Here is an 18,442-nt window from a genome sequence, read left to right as displayed (position 1 = left end):
CCTTATATATCGGGCGCGGCCCGCTCCCCGCGGATGAGCCCCAGCACGCGCTCGTAGTAGCGCCCGAACGCGGCGTCCGAGCGCGCCCGCGGCCGGGGGAGGTCCACGTCGATCGTTTCCCGGACTCGCCCAGGCTCTTTGGCCATCACGACGATCCGGTCGGCGAGTTTCACGGCCTCCTCGACGTCGTGGGTGACGAACAGGACGGTCTTGCCCGTCTCACGCCAGATGTCGAGCAGTTCCGACTGGAGCATCTCCCGCGTCTGGGCGTCGACGGCGCCGAAGGGCTCGTCCATGAGCAGCAGGTCGGGGTCGACCGCCAGCGCCCGCGCGATGGCGACGCGCTGTTTCATCCCGCCGGAGAGCTCCTTTGGGTAGCTGTCGCCGAACCCCTCGAGGCCGACCAACTCGACGAGGCGGTCGACGCGCTGTCGGCGCTCCTCGTCGCCGAGGCTGCCCTCCCCGTCGAGGCCGCCCTTCTCGAGACCGAATCCGACGTTGCCGCGGACGGTCCGCCACGGGAAGAGGTGGTACTCCTGGAAGACGACACCCATGTCCGGCGTGGGACCCTCGACCCGCTCGTCGTTCAAAAAGACCTCCCCCGCCGTCGCGGATTCGAGGCCGGCGATGATCCGAAACAGCGTCGTCTTCCCGCAGCCGGAGGGACCGACGAGACAGACGAACTCGCCGTCGGAGGCGTCGAAGGAGACGCCCTCGAGCGCCCGGATCGGGCCGTCGGTGCCCTCGTAGTGCTTGGCGACGTCGGCGACCCGGACGCGGGCGGCGCCCCCGACGGGTCGGCCCTCGCCCCCGCGCTCGTCGTTCATCGCCACGCGAGCACCCTCCGTTGGGCCGCTCTGAACGCTACGTCGACGAGCAAGAACATGAGGCTCAACACGAGGATGTACGCGATCACGAGATCGACCTGGAGGTTGTTCGACGCCCGCAGAATGCGCCGCCCGATGCCGGGCACGCCGAATATCTCCGAGGCGACGACGAGCATCCAACACCGCCCGATCCCCGTCCGGACCCCCGTCAGGATCTCGGGGGAGGCCGCGGGGACGACGACCGACCGCAACAACTCGAGGTCGCCCTCGACGCCGAGGCTGCGGGCGACGTCGAGTAAGTCCTCCGAGACGCCCTCGACGCCGCCGTAGGCGGCGTAGAAGTTGATCCAGAAGGCCCCGACGGCGATGATGAACGCGGCCCCGGCGTGGTTGATGCCGAACCACGCGATCGCGAAGCCGATGAGCGCGAGCGGCGGCACCGGCCGCAGCGTTCGGACGACCGGCGCGGAGACGTCGTCGGCGAGCGAACTCCACGCCAGGCCGACGCCGGCCGCGACGCCGAGGACGGTGCCGACCACCGCGCCCGGAATCCAGTGGCGGACGCTGTGGCCGATCGCGGTCGCCATCTCGCCGCTGGCGGCCTCGGCGTAAAACGTCTCGCCGACGGCGGCCGGCGAGGGCAACACGTACGAGGGTTGGACCAGCGAGGCCGCCCACCACAGCGCGAGAAAGCCGGCGATGCCGGCGAAGCCGAGGACGGCCCGGCGTGGATCGATCGCCGCGATCGAGCCGTCGACGTACCCGCCGACTCCGTCGTCGACGTCGGTTTTGGTCGCCATCGTGCTCACACTCCCCCGCGCCCTGACGCCGGGCGGGATCGGTTACAGGTTGTCGTAGACATCGTAATCGAAGACCTCCTCGGTCGTCAGCTCCTGTTCGATCTGGCCGTTGTCGTTGGCGAACTCGGCGAACACCTCGGTCCCACTCTCGATGGCCCGCGGGTCGGTGACGAAGTTCGACAGCGGGGACTCCAGTGCGCGCCGGGCGCGATCGGCGGGCATTCCGATGCCCGACTCGACGTGTGCGGCCGTCTCCTCGGCGTTATCGGCGATGAACGCCGTCGCCCGGACGTGCTGCTCGAGGAACTGCGCCGCCAGCGGCGACTCCCGGACCGCGTCGCTCATGAGTGTCACCGCGGCCGGTTGCCCCGGCATGATCTCACCGGCGGTGCGGAACATCGACACGTTCGAGCCCTCCTCGGCGGCGATCGTCGGCACCGGCTCCATGATCGAGGTGCCGTCGATCTCGCCGCTCGCGATCGCCTGCCAGACGGCGTTCGCGCCGTTGATCTCGACGATCTCGACTGCCGACTCGGGGTCGACCCCTTCGTTCTGTAGCCAGTAGCGGAGCAACACGTCCGGGACCGACCCCTGCGGGAACGTCCCGAACCGGAAGCGCCGGCCGCGTTCCTCGGCCCAGACGTCGAAGGCGTCGGCCCCGTGGTCAGCCCACAGCGCCTGCAGTTCCTCGTCGGCCATGATCCCCATCGGCTCGACGATGTTCGCCGCCGTCACCTGCGCCGGGAGGCCGCGGTCGATGACGATCATCGCGGGCACGATGCCGAACATCGCGACGTCGACGTCGCCGCCGCCGTAGGCCTGGACGATTGCCGGCCCGTCGGTGAACTCCCGCGCGTCGACTTCCGCGTCGATCTCCGAGAGGTAGCCCTCGCCCTCCATCACGAAGTACTGTAGGTCGGGGTAGATCGGCATATACGCGACGGTGAGTTCCTCCAGGGAGCCGCCACCGCCGAGACAGCCGGCGCCGCCGACCGCCACCGCCGACCCGACCGCACCGAGATATCCGCGCCGAGAACAACTGAACCCTGTCATTATACGCTGTAGGCGTTCCCGACGTATCCCCGGAGAGGTAGCGGTAGCGCTGGATCCGATATCTGACGGTAACATATCTTCGATTCGACCGTTTCCAGCGGTTTCGAGCGGCCGAAACGCTCTCGTACGCCCTGGCTATTCGTCCGGCTTAAAAGAAAATACTGCCGCTATATCGGATTCGGATGGCCCACCGGACGGCGCCTTCCGGATCGTGGAGATGGATTGTCGTCTTGGATCGTGGAGATGGATTGTCGTCTTGGATCGTGGAGATGGATCGCCGTCCGGGACACGGCAGAACTATGGCCGTCCCGAACGCTACCACGGGTATGAGTCGGTTTGCATCCCGCGTCGAGCGGATCTCGATTAGCGGCATCCGGGAGGTGTTCGAGGCGGCCGGCGAGGACGCGATCAACCTCGGGTTGGGCCAACCCGACTTCCCCACGCCCGAACACGCCCGCGAGGCGGCCACCGAGGCCATCGAGTCCGGGCGGACGGACGCCTATACCTCGAACAAGGGCACCGAATCGTTGCGCGAGGCCATCGCCGCGAAACACGACCGCGACAACAGGTTTTCGGTCGATCCCGGCGACGTCATCGCGACGGCGGGCGGCAGCGAGGCGCTCCACATCGCCATCGAGGCCCACGTCGATTCGGGCCAGGAGGTCATCTATCCCGACCCCGGCTTCGTCTCCTACGAGGCGCTGACGCATCTGGCCGGCGGCGAGCCGACGCCGGTCGAGTTGCGCGAGGACCTCACGATGGCCCCCGAGGCCGTCGAGGACGCGATCACCGACGACACGGCGCTGTTCGTCGTCAACAGCCCCGCCAACCCCACGGGTGCGGTCCAAAGCGAGGCCGACATGCGCGAGTTCGCCCGGATCGCCGACCGACACGACGTGCTGTGTCTCTCCGACGAGGTGTACGAGCCGTTCGTCTTCGACGGCGAGCACCACTCGCCCGCCGACTTCACCGATTCGGGCAACGTCGCCGTCGTCAACGCCTGCTCGAAGGCTTACTCGATGACCGGCTGGCGGCTCGGGTGGGTGACCGCGACCGAGGAGCGCATCGAACGGATGCTCCGGGTCCACCAGTACGTCCAGGCCTGTGCGTCCGCGCCCGCCCAGTACGCCGCCGAGGCGGCGCTGTCGGGGCCGCAGGGCCGCGTCGACGAGATGCGGGCGGCCTTCGAGGCGCGCCGCGACGTCGTTGTGGACGGCCTCGAGGGGATGGGCCTCGAGGTGCCGACGCCGAAGGGGGCCTTCTACGCGATGCCGCGCGTCCCCGAGGGCTGGGTCGACGAGGCGATCGACCGCGGCGTCGTCGTCGTCCCCGGCGCGGCCTTCGGCGAGGGCGGGGCGGGCCACGCCCGCATCTCCTATGCGACCGACGTGGAGACGCTGAAGGAGGCCCTCGAGATCATGCGCGAGGCGACGGCTGCCGTGCGGTGAGCCCCCGACGACCGTCCCGGTAGCCGACCGGATACGTATCCGTCGCGTCGCGATATCGTCAGCATCGCCACCGCCGTCGCCGCGGTGCACGTCGTGTTGTTCGCACGCTCGCGTTCTACCTCTGAGTGGCCACTACGGGACAGTATAAAAAGTCGCTCGATCGGACGGTTCGGGTGGGCCGTGGGTGCGTGCCGAACAGGGCTTACATCATCCCGCCCATGCCGCCGCCCATGCCGCCCATGCCGCCGCCCATGCCGCCGGGGCCGCCGGGGCCGCCGGGCGCGTCGTCGTCGTCGTCATCGCTGGAGCCGCCCTTGAGGTCGCCCGCGGCGATGACATCGTCGATGCGGAGGATCATCACGGCCGCCTCGGTGGCGGACTCGATGGCCTGAGTCTTCACGCGGAGCGGCTCGACGACGCCCTCCTCCTCCATGTCGATGACGTCGCCGGTGTAGGCGTCGAGACCGGCGGTGCTGTCGTCGGATTGCCGGCTGCGGAGTTCGACCAGCGAGTCGATGGGGTCGAGACCGGCGTTCTCGGCGAGCGTCCGCGGGATCACGTCGACCGCGTCCGCGAAGGCCTCGATGGCGAGCTGTTCGCGGCCCTCGACGGAGTCCGCGAAGTCACGCAGGCCGAGCGCCAGGGCGATCTCGGGGGCGCCGCCACCGGGGAGGACCTGGCCCTCATCTAGGGTCGTGCGCACGACGCCGAGGCTGTCCTCGACGGCGCGTTCGATCTCGTCGACGACGTGTTCGGTGCCGCCGCGGAGGATGAGCGTGACTGCTTTGGCCTCCTCGACGTCCTCGACGAAGATCTTCTCGTCGCCCGCGATGGGTTTTTGCGTGACGGAGCCGGCGAAGCCGAGGTCCTCGGCGGTGATGTCGTCGATGTTGGAGACGACGCGGCCGCCGGTCGAGCGCGCCAGCGCCTTCATATCGGACTTCTTGGCGCGCCGGACGGCGAGGATGCCCTCCTGGGCGAGGTAGTGTTGGGCCATGTCGTCGATGCCCTTCTGACAGAAGACGACGTCCGCGCCGACCGCTTCGAGCTGGTCGACCATCTCGCGGAGCTGTTTTTCTTCCTGCTCGAGGAACTGCTCGAGTTGGTCGGGGTCGGTGACGTTGACCTCGGCGTCGATCTCGGTCTCTTTGACCTCGATGGCCGTGTCGAGCAACGCGATGTCGGCGTCCTCGACGAGGGCGGGCATGTTGTCGTGGACGCGCTCCTTGCCGACGAGGACGCCCTCGACGAGTTCGGACTCGTCGACGGCCCCGCCGACGACCTTCTCGACTTTGATGTTGTCCGTATCGACGCCGTCGTCGTCGGCGACCGCGAGCACCGAATCGACGACGAGCCGGGACAACAGGTCCTTGGAGTTCTCCGCACCCTTGCCGGTCATCGCCGTCGAGGCGATGGACTCGAGGATCTCGGTGTCCTCCGAATCGACGTCGACGGCGATGTCGTCCAGGATCTCCTTGGCCTCGGCGGCGGCCTGACGGTACCCCTGTGCGAGCACCGTCGCGTGGATGTCCTGTTCGAGGAGGTCCTCGGCCTGCGAGAGGAGTTCGCCGGCCACGACGACGCTCGAGGTCGTCCCGTCGCCGACCTCTTCTTCTTGGGTCTCGGCGACCTCGACGATCATGTTCGCCGCGGGGTGTTCGATGTCCATCTCGCCGAGGATGGTGACGCCGTCGTTCGTGACGACGACGTTGCCCGTCGAGTCGACGAGCATCTTGTCCATCCCCTTCGGGCCGAGCGTCGTGCGTACGGACTCGGCGACCGCTTTCCCGGCCGTGATGTTCATCGACTGGGCGTCCTGCCCGGAGGTGCGCTGGCTCTCCTCGGAGAGGACGATCATCGGCTGGTTGCCCATCTGTTGGCTCATAGTCGTCCGAATGATTGTCTACGGTTCTATATAAATCTTTCTGAACTGGGGGAGAAAAACCGCCGGACGGGCCGACGATGGCCGTGTGAACTCTCCGCACGAAGGATTTATATATAGCCTTTCTGCGGTTCGGGGGTTCGGCGCGCCCTCCGACGGTTTCGGTCGGCCGTCGCTACACCGACCGCGAGCCGTCGGCGAACTCGTGGTACTCGATGTCGTTCGAGCGCATCTCGTTGTGGCGGCGCTCGAGGAAGGCGTACACCGCGCCGTGGGGCGCGCCGTCGAGGATCATCTCGGCGGCGCTGCGGACCGCGTCGACCTGCTCGGGCGAGCCGATGATCCCGAGGGTCGTCCCGTAAACGACGACGTCCGCGCCGCTGAGTTCGGCCATCAACTCGCGGGTCCGGCCGTCCTCGCCGATGAGCCGGCCCTTCTTGCGGCGGAGGTCCTTTTTGTTCCGCGTGGCGGCCTCGATGTCGACCAGCTCGAACATCTGCATGTCGTCCTCGAGCAGCCGGAAGGCGTCCTCGGGGGCGAACCCGCGACCGATCGCCTTCACGATGTCGGGACCGTTCAGCCCGACGATCGGGTCGCCCACGGACTCGACGCGGACCGACCCCGTCTCGGAGTCGATATCGAGGCGGACCTCCGCGCGCGCTTCGATGTCGCGCATCGTCTCACCCCCCTCTCCGATCAGGACGCCGATCCGGTCGTTCGGAACCGTGACGTGTTTCATACGCCCGTTTCGTGATCCGCACTTTTAAGCATACGCTTCGACGCCGCTACCACTCGAGCGTCCCCTCGTAGCGATGTGTGCCGTCGACGGTCGCCGCGTGCCGATAGGTCTCGGGCGTCTGGATCCCCCACGCCGCCAGTCGGTCGTCGATCCCGTCGACGATCGTCCGGACGAACGACCCGCGTTCCCGGAGCGTTTCCGGCGCCCGTGCGTGCTCGGTCTCGAACCGACACGGCGCGCTCCGGCCGCCGTCGGGGGCCGCAATCCGGAGCCGGAGGTCCGACCGGAGGCGCTCGCTGACCGGCGGCGGCGCCCCGTAGAGGATTCCCTCGCCGAAGGCGTCGATCGCGTCGACGGCGTCGTCCGGTACGTGGTTCACCGCTTTCCGAGCGCACGCTCGAAGACCCGCTGTGCCCGCTCGTACCCCTCGTTGCGGTCGACGATCGGGTGGGCGTACTCGGGGGCCAACGAGGCCCGTTCCTCCCGGGAAAGCGTCGGCCACTCGATCACCGTCTCCGTCGGCACGCCCTCGAGTTCCGGCACGTACTCGCGGATGTACGTCGCCCCCTCGTCGTACTTGCTCGCCTGACTCACGGGGTCGAAGATCCGCACGTCGACGGAGTCGGTGCCGGTGGAGGCGATCCACTGCCACCCGCCGTGGTTCGAGGCGTAGTCGTGATCGAGCAGCTGTTTCGTGAAGTACCGCGCGCCGCGGCGCCAGTCGATCAGGAGGTGTTTCGTCAGAAAGCTCGCCACGACCTGCCGCGGGCGGTTGTGGACGTACCCCTCCCGGTTCAGTTGCCGCATGCCGGCGTCGACGAGCGGGTAGCCGGTCTCGCCGCGGGTCCACGCCTCGAAGGCCGCGTCGTCGTCGCGCCACTCGATCTCGTTCGGGAACGACGTGTAGTTCGACACCGCGAGGTCCGGGTTGTAGTACAGCAGGTGATACATCTGCTCGCGCCAGGACAGCTCGTATCTGTACTTGTCGACGTTCCGGCGCTCCCCGCCGTGGACGGCGTCGTAGACGTCGCTGGCGGTCGCCCACACCTCGCGGATCCCGATCGCCCCGGTCGCGAGGTACGGCGACAGCCGCGAGACGGCGTGGGTCGGCTCCTCGACAGCCGCCCGCAGGTCGTCCCGGGTGTCGTTGTACGAGGTGATCCCGTGATCGACGAACGTATCGAGGCGATCGCGGGCGCCGCGGTAGCCGACCGCGGGCAACTCGACGTCGACCTCGGGCTCCGGAACGGTCGTCCCGTCGCTGACCGCCGCGAGGGCGTCGGCGTCGGGTTCGGCGTACGGTCCCCGCTTGGGCATCGCCTCCCAGTCGTCGTGGAACTGGCTGTGGTTCGGGTAGGACCGCTCTAATTTCTCGGGGCCGACCAACACGAGGTCCGTCCGCGCGTCGGTCCCGACGCCGGCGGCCGCGAGCGCGTCCTCGACGGCCCGCTGTCGGTTCCGCCGCGCCGCGCGGTAGTGCGTATTATAAAAAACGGTGTCGGCGTCGTACTCCGTCGCGAGGTCGACGAGGACCTCCTCGGGGTCGCCCGCCCGGACGATGAGGTCGCTGTCGAGTTCGCGGTAGCGACCTTCGAGCGCCTTGACGTGCCGGAGGTACAGCGCCCGCTGTCTGGCCCCCATCGTCTTCAGGAGGCCGCTGTCGTACACGAACACCGGAACGACCGTCCCCGACCGCGCGGCGGCCGCGAGCCCGGCGTTGTCGCGTGTTCTCGGATCTCGGCGGTGCCAGAATAGCTGCATACGATACGTTCGTCCGGCGGCGGCTAATGCCTTCGGCAGACGGCAGCCTACGCCTCCGCCTCCGCCCGCAGATTGTACTCGTACTCGTACTCCTCGTACGTCGTCCCGACGATCTCGGCCTCGGTCGCCCGCCCCCGCTCGAAGCCGACCGCCTCGAGGAAGCCGATCCCGACGGCGTTGCCGGCGAGGACGCCGCAGGCGACCCGGTCGACGCCCTCCCCTCTGGCCCACGTCTCGGCCCGATCGAGGAGCGCCGAACCGATCCCCTCGCCCCACCGGTCGGGATGGACGTAGATCGTGTGGAGTTCGACTTCGTCGGCCCACGTCCGCTCGGCGCTCGTGAAGCCGCAGACCGCGCCGTCGACCGACGCGACGTAGAAGGCGATGGCGTCGCTTTCGATCCCCGCGGTCACGACCTCGGGGTCGTAGTACGTCTCGAGCGCGCCCGCGATCTCGGCGGGGTCGAGCGCGCCGCCCAACGCGGCGTACCACGCGTCCTCCGCGACCGCGCGGATCGCCTCGACGTCCGCCGCCGTCGCCTCGCGAACGGATACCGTCATGGCCGCGGGTACGCGACTCGCCCGAAAGAAGCCTCGGGTTCGGCCGCGCCGGGACGCCGTCTCACAGGGTGGATCCGGCGTTCGGGTCGTCGTCCGCCCCCGCGTCGCTGCTCGAATCCAGCTCCGTGTCCGAACCCCCCTCCGCGTCGGCGCCCGCGTCGGTCTCCCTCTCCGCGCCCCCGTCCGCAGTCACGGCTTCGTCGATCCCCGTGATTTCGAAGCGCGCCCCGCCGGTCTCGGACACGCCGACGCTGACCGCCCAGCCGTGGGCGGCGACGATCCTCTCGACGATCGCCAGCCCGAACCCGGTCCCGTCGGCGTCGGAGTAGCCCGCCTCGAAGACGCGCTTGCGGTCGGCCTCGGGGACACCGGGACCGTCGTCGGCGACGAAGAACCCCCCGTCGAGGTCGCCGATCCGGACCGTCACCTCGGGGCCACCGTGCTCGACCGCGTTCCGAAAGAGGTTCTCGAAGAGCTGTGCCAGTCGGCTCGGGTCGGCCCCGACCCGACGGTCGACGTCGACGACCAGTCTCGCGTCCGCCGTCTCGACGCGCTTCCAGTGTCGCCTCGCGGCTGCCGCGAGGTCGACGGGCTCGCGCTCGGAGACCGCCTCGCCCTCCCGAGCGAGCGCGAGCAGGTTCTCGATCAGCGTCTCCATGCGGTCGATCGCGTCGCCGACCGCGTCGAGGCGGTCGCTGTTGCACTCCTCGCGAGCCAACTCGAGGTTGCCCGCGGCCACGCCCAGGGGGTTCCGGAGGTCGTGGCTGACGACGCTCGCGAACTCCTCGAGGCGTTCGTTCTGTCGGCGGAGGCGGGTCTCGGTGCGCCGGCGGCGGAGTTCGTACCCGATCCACTTGCCCATCAGGTCGACGACCGCGACCTCCCACTCCGAGAACGGCTCCTCGCGCCGCTCGGTGTCGTAAAAACAGAACGTGCCGTACACCGAGTCCTCGACGATGACCGGCGTCCCGATATAACAGGAGACGCCCCACTCCGTGTAGCCGGCCCGGTCGGTGAGTTCGGGCGCGTCCGCGGCGATGTCGGCCAACACGACCGAGCGTCGGTTCCGAACCGTCCGCTCGCAGTTCGTCGCGCCGAGGTCGACGACCCCGCCGGGTTCTATGCCCCCGTCCCCGTCCTCGTTCCCGTCCTCGTCTTCGTGTCCGTCTCCGTTCCCGTCCTCGTCTTCGTGTCCGTCCTCGTTCCCGTCCTCGTCTTCGTGTCCGTCCTCGTTCCCGTCCTCGTCTTCGTGTCCGTCCTCGTTCCCGTCCTCGTCTTCGTGTCCGTCCTCGTTCCCACCCCTGACGACCTCGAAAATGTACTCCTCGCCCTCGACCCGCGAGAGCGAGCCGTACTCCGTGCCGACGACGCGGCGGCCGATGTCGATCAGATGCTCGACCGTCCGTTCGAACGGTGTGTCGGCGTCGGAGATCGCCTCGTAAATCTCCCGGATGGTCCGCTGGCGCTCGACGATCTGCTCTTCGCGTCGGCGCTCGGTCGTCTCGTCTCGGATGTACACCGATACGCCCGTCTCGGAGGGGTACGCCCGGACGTCGAGCCAGCGCTCCCTGGGCGGGTAGTACCCCCGAAACGAGGCCGGGCGCTGTTCGGACATGGCGTCGAGACACGCCGCCCGAAAGCCCGTTCCGGCGGCTTCCGGCAGCGCCTCCCAGAGACAGACGCCACGAACCTCGTCGCCGGTCCCGTTGCCGTGCTCCGCCCCGCCGCCGGCCTCCTCGCCCGCGTCGCCGGCCCCCCGGAGGAACGCCCAGCCGCGCTCGTTGGCGTACTGAACGTACCACCCGTCGTCGACCGCCACCACCGCGTCGGTCACCCGATCGAGGATCGCGTCCCGCTCCCGGCGGTCGGCCGCGCGCTCGATGACGTGGCTCACACACTGGGCGAGGAGCTCGACGAGCGCCCGTTCGTCCTCCGTCAGCGACCGCTCGTGGGGGTCGCGGTCGACGAAACACACCGTCCCGAAGAGTTCGCCGTCGACGACGAGTTTCGCGCCGACGTAGTAGCCGATCCCCCACTGCTCGAGACCACTCCTGTGGTCGCTGTCGTCCGGTAGTTCCGTCGCTGAGACATCGAGTACGCCCTCGGTCTCGACTGTCGCCGCACAGAACGTCTCCGAGAGCGCGCGCTCGGCTCCGGCCTCGGCAAGCCCCGACCCCGACGCCACCGTGACCTCGTGGCGGTTCGCGTCGCAGTCGACCTCCGCGACGTGGGCGTTCGCCACGCCGAGGGTGTCACGGCCGACGTCGAGTAGCCGCTCGATCCTCGCGTCGGCGTCGACGTCGGCCGACGCCGTGATGCGGTGTATCTCCCGGCGACTCGTCTCGACCCGTTCGCGCTCGGCCTCGCGCTGCCGGCGCTCGGTGATGTCGCGGCTGATCGCGACGAAGCGCTCCTCGCCGTCGATGCTGAGCCGTCTGACGTGCACTTCGACCGGGAACGTCGTTCCGTCGGCCCGGCGGTATCGCGTCTCGGTCTCGTGGCGGTCGCCGACTGACATCCCCGCCCAGACCCCGGTGGCCCCCTCGGGGTCGGCCCTCGCGTCGACGTCCCAGACCTTCATGCCGACCAGCTCCGACTCGCCGTAGCCCGTCTGCTCGCACAGCTGTGGGTTCACGTCGACGATCGTCCCCTCGGCGTCGTGGACGTTGATCCCGTCCGGGGAGTTCTCGAACAGCGCCTCGAGGCGGGCGGTCGTCCGCCGGAGCCGTTCCTCGCGGTTCCGGCGGTCGGTGACGTCCTGAAACTGCGAGAAGACCGCGACGACCTCGCCGTCGTCGTCGGTGACGACGCGGTTGTGCCACTCACACACGATCGTTTCGCCGTCCTTGCGGACGTTCTCGTCGACGCTGTGATACCCCCCTTCGGCGTTGGCGAGCTCGTCGGCGATCGCCGCGACGTCCTCGTGGCTGTCCTCGGTGACGAGCTTTTGCCACGTGTGCCCCTGGAGTTCCGCCTCAGCGTAGCCGAGGATCTCCTCGCCGCGCTCGTTCAGGCGGACGATCTCGAAGTCCTCGTTGTACTCCAACACCCCGAGCGGCGACTGCTCGATGAAAAGCGAGAGCCGTTTTTGACTGGCCTCGATCTCGTGTTTCGTTCGGTACTGCTCGACGGCGTTTTCGATCCGGTTCGCGAGGACGGCGTACTGGCCGGTTCCGGTCTCCTTCTGGAGGTACTCGGTCACCCCGGCCGAGATGGCGTCGCTGGCGATCTCCTCGCTGCCCTTGCCGGTAAAGAGAACGAACGGGAGATCGGGATCGACCCCCCGGACTCGCTCGAGGAACTCGATGCCGTCCTCGCCGGGCATGTCGTAATCCGAGACGATGCAGTCGACCCGGTGATCGCGCAGGTGCGTGATTCCCTCGTCGGTCCCCTCTGCGGTCTCGACGGCCAGCCGCCCGGACTCGCGCTGGAGGCAATCGGCGGCGACGGCGGCGAACCCCGGCTCGTCGTCGACGTGGAGCACCCGTATCGACTCGCTGGCGTCGGTCATCGGATCACTGGCTATCGGCCACTATGGGCGCATGGGATGATAAGTATGTCTGGACGCCGGCGGCCGGGGATCCCCGGCGTTCCGGCCGTTCCGTCGGTCCACCTCCAGGACCTCCGACCGCCACCGGCACGCCGGCTTCGAGCGAGCCTACGGCGGCCCGTCATCCGTCGACCGCGAGCGACCGATCGCGCGGGCGATCGCGAGGACGTAGCCGAGGCCGTACTGGACCTCCGGGTCCCGCGCGGCCCGAACCACCCCGACCGGGCCGACCCGCTCGGGCGGCTCCGACTCGGCCGCGGCGAGGCCCTCCAGCGTCGTCTCGATCCCGTCGCGGGCGTCCGCCTCGGCCGCGGTGTCGGCGATCTCGCCCAGCGACGACCCCGTCGACGCCAGCGAGGCGACCATCTCGTCGTCGAGCGCCGAACTCAGAAGCGACGCGACGCCGCCGAGTTCGACGAGTTCGTCGAGGACGCCGGTCCGCTGAAGCTCGAGTACCGACTCGAGGGCGGCCTCGAGTTCCGCGCCGTTCTCGCCGACGGTTTCGGCCAGCCCGACCGTCCCCTCTGTCGCGAGCCCGTCGGCGGATTCGGCGAGCGTCGCGGTCGTCCCGGCGACCTCCCGGATCATCTCGTCTGTCAGCGCGTCCTCGCCGAGGGAGAGCACGTCGAGCAACTCGTTGACCGCGTCCAGCCGGCGGACGAACTCGGCGACGGCCTCGGGGTTTTCCTCGATCGCCGCCTCGAGGGCCGCCGTCGCGTCCGTTTCCCGATCCGCCGTCGCGTCGGTAGCCTCGACGTCGGCGGGGTCGCCCGCCGTCTCGTTCTCGGCCATCTCAGAGCAGCCCCCGTGCGGTCAGCCAGTAGGACTCGTTGTACGCCAGCTTCGACCAGTGGAGCTTCTCCGAGGGCGGCGCGGGCGACGGCGGGGTCTCGTAGTCGAACTCGACGAACGACGCCGCGTCCATCCCGGTCTCGATGAAACACAGCGTCTTGCCGTCGTACGTCGCCGTCGCGGGGCGCCCCCGGATCCGGCTGGCGAGCCGCTGTGCGAGGACGCCCGCCTGGTAGTGGGCGACGCTGCCGGCCTTCGGCACGCCGGTCGTGGCCGCGTCGCCGAGGGCGTAGACGTCCTCGGCCGCCTCGGCTTCGAGGGTGTGTTTGTCGACGTCGACCCAGCCTCGCTCGCCGAGGTCGGTCTCGGCGACGACGTCGACGCCGCGGTGCGGCGGGATCGACACGAGGAGGTCGTACTCCAACTCGGTCCCCTCCATCGAGGTGATCGTCCCCGCTTCCGGGTCCACCGACTCGGCGTTGAACGACGTCTCGACGCCGATTCCGCGCTCCTCGAACAGCGGTGTGGCCCACTCGGCGATGTGTGGGTTGCCGTGGGTGCGCCCGACCGGATAGGTGTAGGTGATGTCGACGTCCTCCCGAAGCCCGCGTGTCCGGAACCAATCGTCGGCCATGAACGCGAACTCCAGCGGCGCGGCCGGGCACATGTGCGGCGATCCCACGACCGAGAGAACCAGATGCCCCGACTCGAATGACAAAAGCGCATCGCGGAGCGCTTCCGCGCCCGATTCGCTGTAGTAGTTGTGCCCGCCCGCCTCGAGGCCGGGGACCTCCCCGGGCGCGAGCGTCGACCCCGTCGCGATCACGAGGTGGTCGTACTCGACCGGGCGGTGGCTGTCCCGACACCTCAACGCCTCCGCGTCGGTGTCGATTTCGGTCACGCGCGCCTCCCGGACGTCGACCCGGTCGTCGACGAGGTCGGCGAGCGGCCGGCGGCCGTCTTCGGGTTCGCGCAACCCGAAGGGGACGTAGAGCCACACTGGCTTGTAGACGTGATCGGGCCCGTCGTTGAGCATCGTCACCCGGACCTCGTCGGCCTCCAGTTCCGGTTCGAGCCGCTCCGCGAGGTCGTTGGCCAGCACCGAACCGCCGGTGCCGCCGCCGAGAATGACGACGTGTTCGCTCATACTTTCTCCAAATAAAATCCGTGGTGTTTTTTCCCATCAACGACGCCGGCGAGGTCGTTGCCGGCCTCCTCGGCCCACCCGGGGACGTCGCCGAGCGATCGCTCGTTGTCGCTCAACAACCGCACGACGGCCCCCTGTTCTGCGTTGTGGACCTCCCCGACGAGACCCATCAACGGGCCGGGACAGCCAGCCCCCCGCGAGTCGACTGTCACGTCGGCTCCGAGTTCTGTCTGTGGTGTCATCGTCCACAATCGTTCGTATCCGACCGACTTAATATTGTGTGTTCGTTTCAATACACTACGTCACGAGGTCGGCACTCGGACCCCAGACCACGCCGTTCCCGCCCGCGACGTCCCTCGGGGCGGCCTTTTTGTTCCTTCGACGCCTTCGACTCGTATGCCCGATACCAACGTCCTCGGCGACCCCCTCGAACCCTGTAGCACCGACCCGACTACCGGGTTCGAGCGCGACGGCTGCTGTGGCACCCACCCCGGCGACCGCGGCCGCCACGAGCTCTGTGCGGTGATGACCGAGGACTTCCTGGCGTTCAGCAAGGCGCGCGGCAACGACCTGACGACCCCGCGGCCGGAGCTGCAGTTCCCCGGGCTCGAACCGGGCGATCGGTGGTGTCTCTGTTTGGGCCGCTGGATCGAAGCCCTCGACGCGACGCGCGAACAGCGGCTCCCGGAGACGACCGTTCCGTCCGTCGTCCTCGAGGCGACGAACGAGGCCGTCCTCGACACCGTCGAGTTGACGACGCTCGAGGCCCACGCCTACGACGCGTAGGCGCTCGCGGAACCGGCCGCGTTTTGCCGGCTCGGCGCTTTTATATATGGAAGCTCGCGGCCCCGCCGACATTTATTATCGTCCGTGACATACGCCGACACATGCCATGCAAGATCGAGTGCAACGACTGCGGCCTCGAGCGACGGCTCGACGACTGCGTGACCGCCCACGAGCGCGCGAAAGAACACGAGGCTCGATACAGCGACCACTACGTCACGCTCTACGATCGCCAGCGCGGGTGAGTCGTGGCTCGGTCGGGTATAGTAGCGATCGGAAGACACTGCACACTCGATCGCACGATGGCAGTGCGATCGATGTGTAATCGCTTGCGATGGTTACTATAGCGCGTCGTCTCGGGTGGACGGTCCGTCCCGCGGTTCGCCGCCGAGGGTCGTCTTCGTGGGTTCGCCCCTCTTTTGATCGATCGGGTATATAAACACCCGTACATAGTATATAAAAACAGAGTTGGGTTATAAAAACGGAGCTGAGATATAAAAACGGAGTTGAGGTATAAACTCGGATCTGGTTCATATATCCACGGAACCTGTTTTATAATTACTCGAAATCGAATTTATAAACCCCCGACCGCGCTCGTGCGTCCCTCGGTCGAATCGTGGGTCCTCCGGCCGTCTCCGACAGCCACACGCCTCCCCAACCGACTCCCGGCGACCCTTCGACTCACTCCGTTCGTCTCGGGGCCCGCCGGTCGTCCGCCGATAGAGCGAGCTCTATCGAGCCGTCGCTCACTCCGTTCGCGAAGCCCTCGCACGTGGGTTCGCGCCGGCCCTCGGGCGGGGCGGCTCGCGTCGCTCGCCGCCCGCCGCTCGGCCACGGCTCCGAGCGCGCGCCACCGCACCGTGGGAGGGGATGCGATCAGCGACGCCATTCATTTATAAATATCTCAGTCGCGGCCGCTCCGGTGCATATATATACCGCGTCGAATCGGTCCCGGACGCTCCGGCTGATCTGACTGGACGCTCCGGCGAACCCGACCGGACGCTCCGGCTGATCTGACTGGACGCTCCGACGACCCCGACCGGACCCGATCGGGCCGTTTATTTCCCGCGGGCGGCCACCTCCGGGCGTGTACCTGCTGGAGTTGGCCGGCGAGGACGACGCCTTCGCGGTCCGGGAGGCCGAGAGCCGCTGTTCGGCCGTCGACCTCGTCGCGCCGGGGATCGCCACCGCTCGCGGGGTCGAGGCCCCCGAGGCCCTCGCCTACACCCGCCGGATCTGCCGGCTGGTCGGGACCTGCGCTCCCGACGTCGAGGCGGCGAGCGCGCTCGCCCGAACCGCCGGCCGCGACCGGGCCGGTTCGATCGCCGTCAGGGCGCGCGACGTCCGGGGGCTCGCGGGGATTGACACCCAGGCCGTAGAGCGCCGCCTCGGGAGTCGTCTCGTCGACCGGGGCTTCGACGTCGACCTCGAGACCCCCGATCACACCCTTCTGGCGCTGTTCTCGTCGGGGCTGGCGGCGCTCGGGTGGCTCGAAACCGAACCCGAACGGGAGTTTGCCGCCCGGAAGCCGACGAAAAAGCCCTTCTTCCAGCCGGGGAGCATGGCGCCGATGGACGCCCGCGCGCTCGCGAACATCGCCGGTGCCGCGCCCGGAGCCCGGATCCTCGACCCGATGTGCGGCACCGGCGGCATCCTCGTCGAGGCCGGCCTCGCGGGCGCGAGCGTCGTCGGCGTCGACGCCCAGGCGAAGATGGTCCGGGGGACCGAACGCAACCTCGCGGCCTACCTCGGGGAGGGATCGGTCCTCCGCGGCGACGCCACCCGGTTGCCCCTCGCCGACGACAGCGTCGACGGCGCGGTGCTGGACGCCCCCTACGGCCGCCAATCGAAGGTCGCGGGCGGCTCCCTTTCGGCGCTCGTCGGCGGGACGCTCTCGGAGCTCCGCCGGGTCGCCCCGCGGGCGGTGCTGGTTGGCGATCGGGTCTGGAGCGACGCCGCCGAGGCGGCCGGCTGGAGTGTCGCGGATCGGTTCGACCGTCGGGTCCACGCCTCCCTGACCCGCTACGTCCACGTCCTGACGTAGTCGCTATCGCCGCTGCGGCGGCCCCTCCTCTACGCGGCCCAGCTCCGCGAGCAGCCGCGACAGGTGGACGCGATCGGACGTCCCGTCGGCCATCCCGAACTCGACCTCGCCCGCGAGCGCGTGGATCGACGCCAGTTCGTCGCCGCTGTACCGGCTCCGGGCGGCCTCGAGCAGCGCCTCGAGTATCTCCCCGCCCTCGTAGCCCGCCTCGTACAACAGGTCGTCGAGGTCGCCTCTGGCGTCCTCGAAGGCCCCCCCGTCGGCGGCCGCGAGGATCGACTCGAGTTCTTCGCGGAGCCCGACGTCGCCCAGCGCCTCGTAGGCGGCTTCCATCGTCACCGCGCCCTCCTCCTCGGCGGCGGTCTGCGCGCCCAGGATCGCCGTCCGGAGGTTCCCGTCGCCGTAGCCCGCGACGTACTCGAGGCCGTCGGCGTCGTACTCGACGCCCTCGCGGGTGACGATCCGTTCGAGCACCTCGACGGTCTCGGCGTGGGTCGGCGCCCGAACCGGAATCGGGAAACACCGCGACTCGATCGGCGGGATGAGCTTCGAGGGCTGGCGGGTAGCGATGACGAACTGTGTCGCCTCGTAGTGCTTTTCCATCACCCGCCGCAGCGCCTGTTGGAAGTCCTCGCGGATCGCCTCGGCGTTGTCGAGGAGAATCGTCCGGAACTCCCCCGACACCGGCTGGTAGGCGGCCTGCTCTTTCAGCACGTGGCCGATCATATCCCGCTTCGAGAGGCTCGAACGCCCCTCTAGGAAGCCCTCGAAGCGCTCGTCGTTCCGGATCTCCTTTTTTGTCCGGTCGAAGAAGTCCGCGACGTTGATGACGACGAAGTCGTTGTCCGGGTCCGTGTGGGTCTCGCGAGCGAGCGCCCGGACCGCAGCCGTCTTGCCGGCGCCGCGGGGACCGAACACGACGAGGTTCATCGGCTCGGCGGCCACGCGCTGTAGGTGCTCCCGAACCGTCGATTGGGGAAGTTCCGAGCGCTCCGGGGCGTGTTCGTCCGTCCAAAGCGGCGCGTCCATACACGCGGGTCGGTCCGCGCCGGGGAA

The 18,442-nt window shown here is 68.7% G+C and carries 17 protein-coding genes; 4 read left to right on the top strand and 13 right to left on the bottom strand.

The genetic code is table 11. The features are described from left to right. Window positions 1–2: 2 nt before the first annotated feature. Genes NMLP_RS11955 through NMLP_RS11945 form a run of 3 tightly spaced genes read right to left on the bottom strand, consistent with a single transcriptional unit; the run spans window position 3 to window position 2,680 of the window. Window positions 3–827: an ABC transporter ATP-binding protein gene (locus NMLP_RS11955; RefSeq protein ID WP_015410377.1), complete on the bottom strand. Its 825-nt coding sequence runs from the start codon at window positions 825–827 to the stop codon at window positions 3–5. Next, window positions 824–1,627: an ABC transporter permease gene (locus NMLP_RS11950; protein WP_015410376.1), complete on the bottom strand. Its 804-nt coding sequence runs from the start codon at window positions 1,625–1,627 to the stop codon at window positions 824–826. Before NMLP_RS11950 ends, NMLP_RS11955 begins: the two co-directional genes overlap by 4 nt. Window positions 1,628–1,669: 42 nt before the next feature. Further along, window positions 1,670–2,680 (bottom strand): ABC transporter substrate-binding protein, encoded by a 1,011-nt coding sequence (locus NMLP_RS11945; protein WP_015410375.1) that lies wholly within the window; start codon window positions 2,678–2,680, stop codon window positions 1,670–1,672. A 326-nt stretch (window positions 2,681–3,006) separates the two neighbouring features. On the opposite strand from NMLP_RS11945, the gene NMLP_RS11940 reads away from it, so the two are divergent. Continuing rightward, window positions 3,007–4,128: a pyridoxal phosphate-dependent aminotransferase gene (locus tag NMLP_RS11940; protein ID WP_015410374.1), complete on the top strand. Its 1,122-nt coding sequence runs from the start codon at window positions 3,007–3,009 to the stop codon at window positions 4,126–4,128. 202 nt (window positions 4,129–4,330) lie between these two features. Here NMLP_RS11940 and thsA read toward each other — a convergent pair whose 3' ends face one another. From thsA to NMLP_RS11895, 9 genes are all read right to left on the bottom strand, one after another. Beyond that, entirely contained in the window at window positions 4,331–6,001 is a 1,671-nt protein-coding gene (gene thsA / locus NMLP_RS11935; protein WP_049926787.1) for a thermosome subunit alpha, read from the bottom strand. 184 nt (window positions 6,002–6,185) lie between these two features. Further along, window positions 6,186–6,749, bottom strand: coding sequence for a KH domain-containing protein (locus NMLP_RS11930; protein ID WP_015410372.1), 564 nt, complete (start codon window positions 6,747–6,749; stop codon window positions 6,186–6,188). 46 nt (window positions 6,750–6,795) lie between these two features. After that, complete coding sequence (locus NMLP_RS11925; protein WP_015410371.1) at window positions 6,796–7,128, bottom strand: hypothetical protein; 333 nt, start codon at window positions 7,126–7,128, stop codon at window positions 6,796–6,798. Beyond that, window positions 7,125–8,510 (bottom strand): cryptochrome/photolyase family protein, encoded by a 1,386-nt coding sequence (locus NMLP_RS11920; protein ID WP_015410370.1) that lies wholly within the window; start codon window positions 8,508–8,510, stop codon window positions 7,125–7,127. Before NMLP_RS11920 ends, NMLP_RS11925 begins: the two co-directional genes overlap by 4 nt. A 47-nt stretch (window positions 8,511–8,557) precedes the next feature. After that, entirely contained in the window at window positions 8,558–9,070 is a 513-nt protein-coding gene (locus NMLP_RS11915) for a GNAT family N-acetyltransferase (protein ID WP_015410369.1), read from the bottom strand. 61 nt (window positions 9,071–9,131) lie between these two features. After that, the gene (locus NMLP_RS15755; RefSeq protein WP_015410368.1) at window positions 9,132–12,581 is read right to left on the bottom strand and encodes a PAS domain S-box protein; all 3,450 of its coding nucleotides are present in this window, start codon (window positions 12,579–12,581) and stop codon (window positions 9,132–9,134) included. Window positions 12,582–12,728: 147 nt separating this feature from the next. Next, window positions 12,729–13,412: a DUF1641 domain-containing protein gene (locus tag NMLP_RS11905; RefSeq protein ID WP_015410367.1), complete on the bottom strand. Its 684-nt coding sequence runs from the start codon at window positions 13,410–13,412 to the stop codon at window positions 12,729–12,731. Between the two features lies 1 nt (window position 13,413). Continuing rightward, entirely contained in the window at window positions 13,414–14,559 is a 1,146-nt protein-coding gene (locus NMLP_RS11900) for an NAD(P)/FAD-dependent oxidoreductase (protein ID WP_015410366.1), read from the bottom strand. Further along, entirely contained in the window at window positions 14,556–14,801 is a 246-nt protein-coding gene (locus NMLP_RS11895) for a sulfurtransferase TusA family protein (protein WP_015410365.1), read from the bottom strand. Before NMLP_RS11895 ends, NMLP_RS11900 begins: the two co-directional genes overlap by 4 nt. 154 nt (window positions 14,802–14,955) lie before the next feature. On the opposite strand from NMLP_RS11895, the gene NMLP_RS11890 reads away from it, so the two are divergent. The 3 genes from NMLP_RS11890 (at window position 14,956) to NMLP_RS11885 (ending at window position 17,386) form a co-directional block, all read left to right on the top strand. After that, window positions 14,956–15,345 carry a DUF2237 family protein gene (locus NMLP_RS11890; protein WP_015410364.1) on the top strand — a complete coding sequence of 130 codons (390 nt, stop codon included), beginning with the start codon at window positions 14,956–14,958 and terminating at the stop codon, window positions 15,343–15,345. Window positions 15,346–15,446: 101 nt separating this feature from the next. Next, window positions 15,447–15,587 carry a hypothetical protein gene (locus NMLP_RS15485; RefSeq protein ID WP_160169597.1) on the top strand — a complete coding sequence of 47 codons (141 nt, stop codon included), beginning with the start codon at window positions 15,447–15,449 and terminating at the stop codon, window positions 15,585–15,587. A gap of 851 nt (window positions 15,588–16,438) precedes the next feature. Then, the gene (locus NMLP_RS11885) at window positions 16,439–17,386 is read left to right on the top strand and encodes a methyltransferase domain-containing protein (RefSeq protein ID WP_049926783.1); all 948 of its coding nucleotides are present in this window, start codon (window positions 16,439–16,441) and stop codon (window positions 17,384–17,386) included. 3 nt (window positions 17,387–17,389) lie between these two features. Here the strand turns inward: NMLP_RS11885 and NMLP_RS11880 are convergent, their stop codons facing one another. After that, complete coding sequence (locus NMLP_RS11880; protein ID WP_015410361.1) at window positions 17,390–18,415, bottom strand: AAA family ATPase; 1,026 nt, start codon at window positions 18,413–18,415, stop codon at window positions 17,390–17,392. Window positions 18,416–18,442 lie beyond the last annotated feature (27 nt).

The organism is Natronomonas moolapensis 8.8.11 (assembly GCF_000591055.1).
In the GTDB taxonomy this organism is placed as follows: Archaea; Halobacteriota; Halobacteria; order Halobacteriales; family Haloarculaceae; genus Natronomonas; species Natronomonas moolapensis.
Note: the sequence above shows the minus strand (reverse complement) of the source record. Positions and strands in the feature narration are given on the sequence as shown.